The organism is Streptomyces sp. NPDC047079, from assembly GCF_040643755.1.
In the GTDB taxonomy this organism is placed as follows: domain Bacteria; phylum Actinomycetota; class Actinomycetes; order Streptomycetales; family Streptomycetaceae; genus Streptomyces.
In genome coordinates, this window is record NZ_JBEYUZ010000007.1 from 80,788 (window position 1) to 92,232 (window position 11,445).

Annotated in this window: 10 protein-coding genes and 1 pseudogene; 4 read left to right on the forward strand and 7 right to left on the reverse strand. The window is 70.8% G+C overall.

Annotated features, from left to right (window positions below):
• The first annotated feature begins 27 nt into the window (after positions 1-27).
• From ABZ823_RS12545 to ABZ823_RS12555, 3 genes are all read left to right on the forward strand, one after another.
• On the forward strand, positions 28-1,992 hold the full coding sequence (locus ABZ823_RS12545) for a TerD family protein (protein ID WP_361657734.1): 1,965 nt from the start codon (positions 28-30) through the stop codon (positions 1,990-1,992).
• 290 nt (positions 1,993-2,282) lie between these two features.
• On the forward strand, positions 2,283-3,263 hold the full coding sequence (locus ABZ823_RS12550; RefSeq protein ID WP_361657737.1) for a TerC family protein: 981 nt from the start codon (positions 2,283-2,285) through the stop codon (positions 3,261-3,263).
• 129 nt (positions 3,264-3,392) lie between these two features.
• The gene (locus tag ABZ823_RS12555; RefSeq protein WP_361657740.1) at positions 3,393-4,493 is read left to right on the forward strand and encodes an ionic transporter y4hA; all 1,101 of its coding nucleotides are present in this window, start codon (positions 3,393-3,395) and stop codon (positions 4,491-4,493) included.
• A gap of 64 nt (positions 4,494-4,557) precedes the next feature.
• Here the strand turns inward: ABZ823_RS12555 and ABZ823_RS12560 are convergent, their stop codons facing one another.
• Both ABZ823_RS12560 and ABZ823_RS12565 read right to left on the reverse strand, forming a co-directional pair.
• Positions 4,558-5,862 carry an MFS transporter gene (locus ABZ823_RS12560; RefSeq protein ID WP_361657743.1) on the reverse strand — a complete coding sequence of 435 codons (1,305 nt, stop codon included), beginning with the start codon at positions 5,860-5,862 and terminating at the stop codon, positions 4,558-4,560.
• Between the two features lie 101 nt (positions 5,863-5,963).
• Positions 5,964-6,350: pseudogene (locus tag ABZ823_RS12565) on the reverse strand (LD-carboxypeptidase); the annotation flags it as partial.
• 69 nt (positions 6,351-6,419) lie between these two features.
• On the opposite strand from ABZ823_RS12565, the gene aroQ reads away from it, so the two are divergent.
• Positions 6,420-6,893: a type II 3-dehydroquinate dehydratase gene (aroQ, locus tag ABZ823_RS12570; protein ID WP_361657746.1), complete on the forward strand. Its 474-nt coding sequence runs from the start codon at positions 6,420-6,422 to the stop codon at positions 6,891-6,893.
• A 158-nt stretch (positions 6,894-7,051) separates the two neighbouring features.
• Here aroQ and ABZ823_RS12575 read toward each other — a convergent pair whose 3' ends face one another.
• The 5 genes from ABZ823_RS12575 to ABZ823_RS12595 form a co-directional block, all read right to left on the reverse strand.
• Positions 7,052-7,780, reverse strand: coding sequence for an amino acid ABC transporter ATP-binding protein (locus ABZ823_RS12575; protein WP_361658199.1), 729 nt, complete (start codon positions 7,778-7,780; stop codon positions 7,052-7,054).
• A gap of 65 nt (positions 7,781-7,845) precedes the next feature.
• Positions 7,846-8,784, reverse strand: a complete 939-nt coding sequence (locus ABZ823_RS12580) for an amino acid ABC transporter permease (RefSeq protein WP_361657749.1) — start codon at positions 8,782-8,784, stop codon at positions 7,846-7,848.
• Complete coding sequence (locus ABZ823_RS12585; protein WP_361657752.1) at positions 8,781-9,665, reverse strand: ABC transporter substrate-binding protein; 885 nt, start codon at positions 9,663-9,665, stop codon at positions 8,781-8,783. Before ABZ823_RS12585 ends, ABZ823_RS12580 begins: the two co-directional genes overlap by 4 nt.
• Positions 9,666-9,976: 311 nt before the next feature.
• Positions 9,977-10,633 carry an MBL fold metallo-hydrolase gene (locus ABZ823_RS12590; RefSeq protein WP_361657755.1) on the reverse strand — a complete coding sequence of 219 codons (657 nt, stop codon included), beginning with the start codon at positions 10,631-10,633 and terminating at the stop codon, positions 9,977-9,979.
• Between the two features lie 39 nt (positions 10,634-10,672).
• Positions 10,673-11,359: a maleylpyruvate isomerase family mycothiol-dependent enzyme gene (locus ABZ823_RS12595; protein WP_361657758.1), complete on the reverse strand. Its 687-nt coding sequence runs from the start codon at positions 11,357-11,359 to the stop codon at positions 10,673-10,675.
• Positions 11,360-11,445: the final 86 nt, after the last annotated feature.

The following is an 11,445-nucleotide window of genomic DNA, read 5'->3' on the forward strand; positions in this document are numbered from 1 at the left end:
GACGAAGCGACACAGGGGGACGAGGCGATGACGGCCGAGCTGGTCCGGGGGCAGAACCGTCCGCTTCCGCAGGCCCGCCTCGAGGTCCGGGTGTCCGCCGGCACACCCGTGGTGGCCGGGGCGACGCTCGCAGACGCACAGGGCAGAGTGAGCGGCACCGAATGGGTGGCCCATCCGGGGGTGCCCACGCTGGCCGGCGTCGAGGTCTCCCGGCAGGCTGCGGCCGACCACCGTCTGGCATTCGACCTGGACGCTCTGCCGGAGAGCGTGCACTGGGTCAGTGTGCTGCTCGCCCTGCCCACGGGGGTCGGCGGTCCGGTGAGGTTCGGCGGCCTCTCGGCCCCTGTTGCCGCGGTCACCGGCCTCGACGGCTCCGAGGTCGCCCAGTACACCATCAGCGGTCTGGACTCCGAGTCCGCGGTCATCGCGCTGGAGCTCTACCGCAGACAGGGCGCCTGGAAGGTCCGCGCGGTCGGCCAGGGGTACGCGGGCGGGCTCGCCGCGCTCCTCGCGGACCAGGGCCTGGCCGAGGCCGAGCAACTCGCGGGCGGAATCAACGAGGCGGTGGTCCAGGGCCTGGCCCGCTCGGTCGCCCCGCCACCGCCGCGTCTCTCCGACGGTGACCGCACGCGGCAGACGGCCGCCCCGGCGGCACCCCCGGGGGCATCCGGTGCGGTCCCGCCGCACCAGGGTCCGGCGGGCGTGCCGAGACAGGGATCCGCGTACGACGTCACCGGCTCGCCCGGCCCGGTTCCGCAACCGCCTGCCGGCGGGCCGATCGACTACGTCCACCCCGGGCGGCACGGCGCGGCACCGCAGGCGCCCCCGCCGACCGCGCCAGCGGCCCCGCCGGGGCAGTCCGCACAGCCCGTGGCGGGCGACGCCACCGGCTGGTCCATGGAAGAGCGGCTCTACAACCAGGTGAGGGGCATGTTCGAGGACCTGGCGCGCACGGCCGCCGCGTACCGCAGCGCCGTCGACTTCGCCGACTCACGCCTGGAACAGGAGCTGGACGAGGTCCTGGCCGATCCCCGCAACCGGATCGGGGAGCAGGGCGACATGGCACGTGAGGCGGCCCGGACCAAGCACACCCGACTCGTCACCCAGGCCAGGGCCTCGCTCGACCGCGACCTCACCCAGCTCGTCGCGGAGTCGGACGTCGTCGAGCCCGCACTGCCCCCGGCGTTCGCACGCTGGGACAACCCGGTCTGGCACGGCTACCGGGTGCCCGTGGAGATGCCCATGGCCGTGCGCCTGGGAGATCTGCACCTCCCGGAGAGCGAGAGTCTGCGCATCCCCATGCTGATCAGGCTGCCGTTGGAACGCGGCCTGTGGATCGACAGCGGCCGCTCCGGATCCCTCGACCCGCTCGTGGACTCCGACGAACTGCGGCGGCTCGCCATGGAGACGGCGGTGGCGCACGCCGCACGGCTCCTGGCGGTGTACCCGCCCGACGAGTTCGCGGTGCACGTGATCGACCCGGCCGGCTCGGGCGCCCCGGCGCTCGCCCCGCTGGTGCGGTCCGGGGTGCTCGCCGATCCGCCCGCCGTCGGTGCCACGGGCGTGGGTGGCGTGCTGACACGGCTGACCCGGCGCGTCGACCTGCTCCAGATGGCAGCGCGCGGCGGTGCCTCGGACGCTCTGCCGCCCGACCTCGACACCGCCGGACATCTGCTGATCGTCCATGACTTCCCACACGGCTTCGACGACCGGGCCGTGACCCAGCTGCGCTATCTCGCGGACGAGGGGCCGTTGGTGGGCGTGCATCTGATGCTGGTCGCCGCCCGGGAGGACGCCGCCGGTTACGGCCCCCTGCTCGACCCGCTCTGGCGCTCACTGCTGCGGCTCACCCCCGTTCCCGACGACCACCTCGCCGACCCGTGGGTCGGCCATGCGTGGACGTACGAGCCACCGCGCGTGCCCGGAGGCAGCCAGGTGCTCGCGCAGGTCCTCGGTCAGGTCGCGAAGGCCCGCCGCGCCTGGGACCACTGACCCGTCAGGACCCGCTCACCAAGGGCGAGTAAAGGCGTCCTGAGCAGGTAATTCGGCTCTTCTTTTACCGAACTCTTTACCTTTACTTGGTGATTGGGGTAGTGTCTTTCCCACGGAGGGGAGTACTCCCTATCTGCTGCGGCGCACCCGTCAGTACGGATCAGGCCAGATCCCGGGGCGTCGGCCCACAGGCATCCGGCGCGTTCTCCACGCGCTCCGGGCGCCGCGGGTGGAAGAGACCTCCGGTAGCGACGACGCAATAAATGCCGTTATGTACTGCCGGAGGCGCAGTGGATGTTTCCCTGACCCTGTGGGTCCTGACGATCGGGGGCCTCGCCGCCCTCATCGCGGTCGATTTCTTCATCGGCCGCAAGCCGCACGACGTGTCGATCAAGGAAGCCGGTGTCTGGACGGTCGTCTGGGTCGTCCTGGCCGGGCTGTTCGGCCTGGGGCTGCTGGTCTTCGGCGGCGGCCAGCCGGCCGGAGAATTCTTCGCAGGCTTCATCACCGAGAAGTCGCTGAGCGTCGACAATCTCTTCGTCTTCGTTCTGATCATGGCGAAGTTCGCGGTGCCCTCGCAGTACCAGCAGCGCGTCCTCCTCGTCGGCGTGCTCATAGCCCTGGTCCTGCGGGCACTCTTCATCGCCGCGGGCGCCGCGATCCTCTCGTCCTTCTCCTGGGTCTTCTTCCTCTTCGGTGCATTCCTGATCTGGACCGCCTGGAAGCTGATCCAGGAAGCCCGCGCCGAAGGGGAGGACGAGGAGTACGAGGAGAACAAGCTGCTGAAGGCAGCGGAGCGCCGCTTCGGCGTGGCCGACCGGTACCACGGCACCAAGCTGTGGATCCGGCAGAACGGCAAGCGTGTCATGACGCCGATGCTGGTCGTGATGCTCGCGATCGGCAGCACCGACGTTCTCTTCGCCCTTGACTCGATCCCCGCCATCTTCGGCCTGACCCAGGATCCGTACATCGTGTTCACGGCCAACGCGTTCGCGCTGATGGGCCTGCGACAGCTGTACTTCCTCATCGGTGGCCTGCTCAAAAAGCTGGTCCACCTCTCCTACGGACTGTCGATCATCCTCGGCTTCATCGGAGTCAAGCTGGTGCTGCACGCGCTCCACGAGACCGGTGTGCACGTCCCCGAGATCTCCATACCGGTCTCCCTGGGCGTGATCTGCACCGTTCTGGTCGTCACGACGATCACCAGCCTGATGACCTCCAGGAAGCAGGAGGCCATCGAGACGAGGCGGAAAGACGACGTCAAGACGTGACCGCACCGGACGGGGGCCAGCGGCCGAAGGGGATGCGCGACACACCGCCACGCATCCCCACGGCGGACGTCCCGCGCGTTCGTCCGACCTGGAATGCGGGCCCCGTGCGGGTCTGCGACGATCATTAGCATGGTCGTCGGGCTCCGGTCACTCACGGCGCGGTGGCCGGTCGTCGTGCCGGTGGCCGCGGTGGCCCTCCTGGCCCTCACCTGGGGGCGGACTCTGCCCGGGGGTGTCGTCGTCCTGGTGACGGTGGTCCTCGCCGGATCCGTACTGGCCGCGGTCCACCATGCGGAAGTGATCGCGCACCGGGTCGGTGAGCCGTTCGGGTCGCTCGTCCTCGCCGTGGCGGTCACGGCCATCGAGGTCGGTCTCATCGTCACCCTCATGGCGGACGGCGGCGGCAAGAGCGCGACCCTCGCCCGCGACACGGTCTTCGCGGCCGTGATGATCACCTGCAACGGCGTCGTAGGCGCGAGCATCCTGGTGGCCTCGCTCCGCCACCGGATCGCGGTCTTCAACCCCGAGGGAACCGGTGCCGCGCTCGCCACCGTTGCCACCCTGGCGACCCTCAGCCTGGTTCTGCCGACGTTCACCACCAGCACACCCGGTCCGCAGTTCTCCCCGGCCCAGCTCACCTTCGCCGCGCTCTCCTCACTGATCCTCTACGGGCTGTTCGTGACCACGCAGACCGTGCGCCACCGCGACTACTTCCTCCCGATCACCCGCCAGGGAGAGGTGATCGGCGCTGACGACTACGCCGAGGTGCCGTCCGCCCGTGCCGCAACCATCAGCCTGGGCCTGCTCGCGCTGGCCCTTGTCGGTGTCGTAGGACTCGCCAAGGGTGTCTCGCCCGCCATCGAGTCCGGCGTGACGGCGGCCGGGATGCCGCAGGCCGTCGTCGGGGTGGTGATCGCGCTGCTCGTGCTGCTGCCCGAGACCATCGCCGCTCTGCGGTCGGCGCGCCGCGACCGCGTCCAGACGAGCCTCAACCTCGCCCTCGGCTCGGCGATGGCCAGCATCGGCCTGACCATCCCCGCCGTCGCCCTCGCGTCCGTGTGGCTGTCGGGGCCGCTCGTCCTCGGCCTCGGCCCCGTCCACATGGTTCTGCTCGCCCTGACCGTGGTGGTGGGTTCGCTGACCGTGGTGCCCGGCCGTGCCACGCCGCTTCAGGGCGGTGTGCACCTCGTGCTGTTCGCGGCGTATCTGGAGCTGGCGGTGACCCCTTAGGCGGCCGGGTGCCCAAGGCCGGCGGGCAAGCCCTCGCGGAGGCGCCGGTGTGCCCGCCGGCTTCTCATCCGGGCGCGGGTTCCGTCACCGGGACGGACACGGGACCGGTCTCCGGCAGCACCGCGAAGCATCCCAGGCTGAGCAGGGCCACGGCCGTCAGATAGGCGCCGACACCCCACGGCACCCGGCCCCCGTACCCGGCAAGCGTGGTGGCCACGATCGGGGTGAGGGCGCCGCCGAGCACTCCGCCGAGGTTGTAGCCCACGGCCGCGCCCGTGCACCGGAGCCGGGGTTCGTACAGCTCCGGCAGATACGCGGCGGTCACGGCGAACGTCGTGCTCAGGGCGAGCATCGCTCCCAGGAACCCCAGGCACATCAGCAAGGGCTCGCCTGTGGACAGCAGCGCGACCATCGGGAACATCCACAGGGCGACAGCGACGCACCCCGTGAGGCACAGCGGCCGGCGTGCGTAGCGGTCGCCCAGGAGGGCCGCGAGGGGAGTGAGGGCACCCTGCACCAGGACGGTGGCCATGACACAGGTCAGCATGACCGGACGGCTCACCCCGAGCCGCTCCGTCGCGTAGGCCAGGGACCAGGTCGTCACGGAGTAGAAGACCGCGTACCCGACCGCAAGCGCGCCGGCCGTCAACAGCACCAGCCGCCAGTGGCCGCGCACCACCTCGGCGAGTGGCACGCGCGCGTGGTCGTCGATCTCGAGGAAGAGCGGACTCTCCGGCAGCGAACCGCGCAGCCACAGGCCCGCTGCCGCGAGCAGGCCCGCCACCCAGAAGGGGATCCGCCACCCCCAGGAGGCGAACTGCGCGTCCGACAGCGTCGCCGACAGCCCCAGCACCATGCCGTTGGCGAGCGCGAACCCCAGCGCGGGGCCCATCTGCGGGAAGCTTGACCACAGGGCGCGCCGCCCGGGTGGCGCGTGTTCCAGGGTCAGCAGCACCGCACCGCCCCACTCCCCGCCGAGCCCGAGTCCCTGGAGAAAGCGCAGCACCAGAAGGAGCATGGGGGCGGCGATGCCGATCGTGCCGTACGTCGGCACACAGCCGACCGCCACCGTCGCGGCGCCGGTCAGCACCAGGGAGGCGATGAGGACCGGCCGCCTACCGCGCCGGTCGCCGATGTGCCCGAACAGCACCGAGCCGAGTGGGCGGGCGATGAAGCCCACGCCGAAGGTGCCGAAGGCCGCCAGCGTGCCCCCGAGCGGCGAGAAGGTCGGAAAGAACAGAGGCCCAAGGACCAGGGCGGCGGCGGTCCCGTAGACGAAGAAGTCGTAGAACTCGATGGCGGTCCCCGCCAGTGAGGCGACCGCGAGCCGGATCAGGGAGGGGGCCCTCACGTTGCGTACGTCGTGCATGCCGCTTCAACTACCCACCGTGATCGGCGATTACGGGGGCGCATGGGGGCTCGGTGCATGATGTGACGGGAGAGGGCGTACGCCCGCGGCGGCGGCCGTGATCAGTACATCACGGTGATGCGCCGGGCCGGGCCGTCCACGCGTACGGTGCCGCCGTAGGGGATGACGAGCTGCGGATCGGTGTGTCCGAGATCCACATCGAAGACGACCATGGTGTGGGGAGCGTAGGCCCTCAGGGCGCGTAGCACCGCCTCGCGCTGCTCCGCCGCGTAACGGGCGGCCGCTTCCGGACTGTTGGGGCGCTCGAACGACCAGGTCTTCGGACGGCCCATGAGCAGTGCGGGGAAGCGCTGGAGCAGCCCGCGCTCGCCCATGTTCCGCAGCAGGCGGAAGACCTCCGCGCCGCTCGGCATCTCCTCCGACGTCTCCAGGAAGAGCACCCCGCCGTCGTGGGCCGCCGGATCGCGCGGTACCTCGCGGTCGGCCATGGGGCGCCGCCTGCGGGCCGCATCGTGATAAACCGGGGGCTCAGCAGATCCGAACGGACCGGAGGAACCGTGCCCCGTACCCTCGCCAGCGACCCGATCATGGTCCTCAACGGCCCCAACCTGAACCTCCTCGGGCAGCGCCAGCCGGAGATCTACGGCTCCGACACGCTGGCGGACGTCGAGGCGCTGTGCGTGAAGACGGCGGCCGCATACGGGGGCACGGTGGACTTCCGGCAGTCAAACCACGAGGGTGAACTGGTGGAGTGGATCCACGAGGCACGGCTGAACCACGCGGGGATCGTGATCAACCCGGCCGCCTACTCCCACACCTCCGTCGCGATCCTGGACGCGCTCAACACCTGCGACGGACTGCCGGTCGTGGAGGTCCACATCTCGAACGTCCACCAGCGCGAGCAGTTCCGGCACCACTCGTACGTCTCGCTGCGTGCCGACGGTGTCATCGCCGGATGCGGTGTGCAGGGGTACGCGTTCGCGGTGGAGCGGGTCGCGACGCTCGCGGGGGCGGGGCGGACGGAGGAGTGACACGACGTCGCCGACCCGCGCGAAGACGCCGAGTCCAGCGTCCGGTCGCGAGGCCGCCGCGGCGGTGGGCGGAGACACCGGAGGGCAGCCCGCTGCTGCCCTGAGAGCGGGCGGCAAGACCGGACGCCCCGCCTCCACAGCCATCGAGCACCCAGGCCTCAGAGCCGCCCCGCCTCCATGATCCGGCGCAGAAAGCGCCGTGTGCGCTCGTGCCGGGGGTCGCCGAAGACCTGCTCGGCAGTGCCGCGTTCCAGGACCACGCCGCCGTCCAGGAAGCAGACCTGATCCGCGACCTCGCGGGCGAAGCCCATCTCGTGGGTGGCCAGCACCATGGTCATGCCCTCGTCCTTCAGATCCCGGACGACGGTGAGGACCTCGCCGACGAGTTCCGGGTCTAGGGCGGCGGTGATCTCGTCGAGGAGCAGCAGCCGGGGGCGTACGGCCAGCGCGCGCACGATCGCGACGCGTTGCTGCTGGCCGCCGCTCAGCCGGTCCGGGTACTCGCCCGCCTTGGCTCCGAGCCCGAGGCGCTCCAGCAGCGCGCGTGCGCGCTCCTCGGCCGTGGCACGGTCCACGCCGTGCACCCGGCGCGGGGCGAGCGTGATGTTCTCCAGGACGGTCATATGAGGGAAGAGGTTGTACGCCTGGAAGACCACGCCGATCCGGCGGCGTACGGCGTCCTGGTCGACTCGCGGGTCGGTGATCTCCTCACCGTCGAGCCAGATGGCGCCGTCGTCGACGTCCTCGAGGAGGTTCGCACAGCGCAGCAGGGTCGACTTGCCGGAGCCGGAGGCGCCGATCAGCGCCGTCACCGTGTGCGCGGCGACGCCCAGATCGATGTGCCGCAGGACGACGGAGCCGCCGAAGGTCTTGCGGACCGATTCCATGCGCAACACCGGGGAGCCTGGGGACTCGGTGTCCTCGGCGGGGCCGCTCGGGGCGAGGATGTCGCTCACAGGTTCCCTCCCTGTGCCCGCCGCCGGTCCAGCCGGGCGGTCACCCAGTCCGCGAAGCGGGTCATGGGGATGGTCAGCGCCACGAAGACCAGCCCCGCGACGATGTACGGCGTGTAGTTGAGGCTGCGGCCCACGATGATGTCCGCGGCCCGCACCGCGTCCACCGCACCGCCGATCGAGACGAGCCCCGTGTCCTTCTGCAAGGACACCAGATCGTTGAGCAGGGGCGGCACCTGACGCCGTACCGCCTGCGGCAGCACGACGTAGCGCAGTGCCTGACGGTTGGTGAGGCCGAGCGAGCGGGCCGCCGCACGCTGGGAGGGATGGATCGACTCGATACCGGCGCGGAAGACCTCGGCGACGTACGCGGAGTACGTCAGCGTGAGTGCCGTGCCGCCGAGGAGCACCGGGTCGACGGTGACGCCCTGCAGGCGCAGCGCGGGCACGCCCAGGACCACGATCATGAGGTTGATGATCAGTGGCAGTCCTCGGAAGAAGTCCGTGTAGGCGGCGGCCAGTACGCGCAGCGGGAAGAAGACCGGCCCGCGCAGGGTGCGGGCGACGGCGATCAGCAGACCGAGGAGCAGGACGGCGGTCCCGCACACCAGCAGCAGCCGGACGTTGAGCCACAGGCCGTCGAGAACCTTGGGGAGTGCCTCGCGCGCGTAGTGCGCGTTGAAGAAGGTCTCCTCGGTCCGCGGCCAGCCCGGAGCGTTGACGACGATCAGATAGAGGACGACACCGGTGACGAGGGTCGAGACCGCGGCGACGGCCGTGGCGCGGCGGGCTCGGGCGCGCTTGTGCCGCTCACGTTCGATCCGCCGCTGGGAGGGGACGTACGCGTCGCCCCCGCCGGGCGTGTCCCTCGCCTCGCCCCCTGCCGCCTTGCCGCCCTCGTCCGATCCCTCTCCCGACTCCGGCTTGACGACGGTCACTTGAGCACGGGAGCGTCGACGGCGTCGGACAGCCACTGCTTCTCGAGCCTCGCCAGGGTGCCGTCCCTGCGCAGGGCGTCCACGGCGGAGGTCACGCACGAGGTCAGCGCGCTGCCCTTGTCGAGGACGAGCCCGAACTGCTCGGGTGTACCGCCCTGGTTCTCGAACTGGCCGACGATCTTCGCATCGGTCACCTCGGCGGCGGTGATGTAGAAGGCGGTCGGCAGATCGGTGACGATGGCGTCCACCTGACCGTTCTTCAGGGCGGACTTGGCCTGGTCGTTCTTGGCGTACGCGGCCGGCTGCCGCGTCGGCTTCACCACCTTGGTGATGTAGTCGAGACTGGTGGTGCCGACCTGGGCGCCCAGCTTGACACCCCTCAGGTCCGCGCTGCTCTTCGCCTGCGCGGCCTTGGAGCCCTTCAGGGCGATGACGGCCTGGCGGACGTCGTAGTAACCCGACGAGAAGTCCACGGCCTTCTTGCGCTCGGCGCTGACGGAGACCTGGTTGATGTCGAAGTCGAAGGTCTTCTCCCCAGGCGCGAAGGCCTTGCTGAAGGGAACGGTCTGCCAGACCACGGCGCTCTTGCCGTAGCCGAGCTGCCGTGCCACCGCGTAGGCCACCGCCGACTCGAAGCCCTTGCCGTTGGCCGGCGTGTCGTTCTTGAACCAGGGCTCGTACGCGGGCTCGTCGGTCGCCACCGTCAGCTTGCCCGGGGTCCTGGTGGCCAACCTGCCCTGCGCACAGGTGCCCGCGGTCGTCCCGGAAGCTGTGGCGGAAGCACTTCCCTCCGGCTGCGGGGCGCACCCCACGGCGAGGGCGAGCAGGGCGACGGTGGCGCCGGACGTGGCGCTGCGCAGGGCGCGTTGGACACGTTGCATGGCGGGAGATTGGCAGCGCGACATGCTGCTTGTCGAGGTCACGCGGGCAACTGTCCGTATGGCGGGAACGGGTGTTGCGTTTATGTGAACCCCTGGACGGTGCGCGCGTGCCGGGGGCCGCCGGCCGAGGGCGGGAAACAGGGGACCGGCGGCCCGTGCCGCGCAGGAGCCGTCATCCTGAGCGGGGCTGTTCTCAGTTGACCGCGCCGGCGTGTGCGCCGGGAGCGCGCGCGGGAGACCGGTGTGTGCGAACGGTTCACACGGGGCGCGTGCGCCCGGTCTTCAGACCGGGCGCGTTGCCGGGGCGGGGCTCACCAGCCCCGCGCGTGCCACTCCGGCAGGTGCGGACGCTCGTCGCCCAGCGTGGTGTCGTTGCCGTGCCCGGGGTAGACCCAGGTCTCGTCGGGAAGCACGTCGAAGATCTTCGTCTCGACGTCGTGGATGAGGCTGGCGAAGGCTTTCGGGTCCTTGTGGGTGTTGCCCACCCCGCCCGGGAAGAGGCAGTCCCCGGTGAACACGTGCGGGTGTCCGTGCGGGTCGTCGTAGACGAGGGCGATCGAGCCCGGCGTGTGGCCCACGAGGTGGCGCGCGGTGAGTTCCACGCGCCCCACCCGGATCGTGTCGCCGTCGTCGACCGGCACGTCCGTCGGTACGGGGATGCCCTCGGCGTCCTCCCGGCCCGCGTAGGTCCGCGCTCCCGTGGCCGCCACGACCTCGGCGAGCGCCTGCCAGTGGTCCCCGTGCCGGTGCGTGGTGACGACGGACGCGATCCCGTCGTCACCGATCATGCCGAGGAGCGCCTTCGCGTCGTTGGCCGCGTCGATCAGCAGTTGCTCGTCCGTGGCCCGGCAGCGCAGCAGATAGGCGTTGTTGTCCATCGGGCCGACCGCGATCTTGGTGATCATCAGGTCCTTGAGCTCGTGCACATCCGCCGGGCCGCCGACCGTCACCTGTCCGCTGTACGTCATGGCGGCAGCCTATAGCGGCGAGGGGGGAGGGGCGTCGGACTACAGCGGCGGAAGCTTCGGCAGCGGCCCGCCCTCGACTCTCAGCGCGGAACCGTCGTCGCGGCCCGAGAGCCAGCCGAGCAGCACGGCGGCGGGACCCTGGACCGTGACCTCCGGCTCGGCCCCCTCCGGGCCCGTGCTCCACGCGCGCGTGCCGTCCGTGACGCTGGTGGGCGGCATCTCCGTATGCCCGGTGAACCGCTCTGTGAGGAAGTCGATCTCCCGCTCGACGAACTCCGCCGGCAGGTCCTCCAGCTCGTACCCGATCCCCAGGTCGACGTGGTGCAGTTCGACCTCGATCCACCGTCGGAACGGCACCCGGGCGGCCGCGTCGGTGACGCCGTTGCGCAGCTCCACCGTGCGTGACCAGTCCGCGGGGGCGGCTCCGGCCCGCTCGAACCGGCCCGCGCTCTCGCGCAGGTCGGCGAGCTGGGTCTCCAGGGGGCGCGGGGCGTCCCGCTCGATGTCGGCGTCCCGTGCCTCGGCGGAGACGTACATCGGACGCCCCTCCAGTGCGTTCACCAGGGCGTCGGCGTTGCGCGAGAGGTGGGCGAGGACGTGGCCCCGGGTCCAGCCGGGCAACCGTGACGACTCGGTCACTGCCGCGTTGTCCAGCTTGGCGACTGCGGTGAGCAGTCGATCGGTCGCGTCACGTACAGACGCCAGGTCGTGCGCGTGATCCATCATGAGCCCGACCCTAGCCGGGCCACACCTTCGGGTGAAGCGGGTGGACCACGGCCGCAAATCGAATGCACGTGCTATATGGTCGAGTG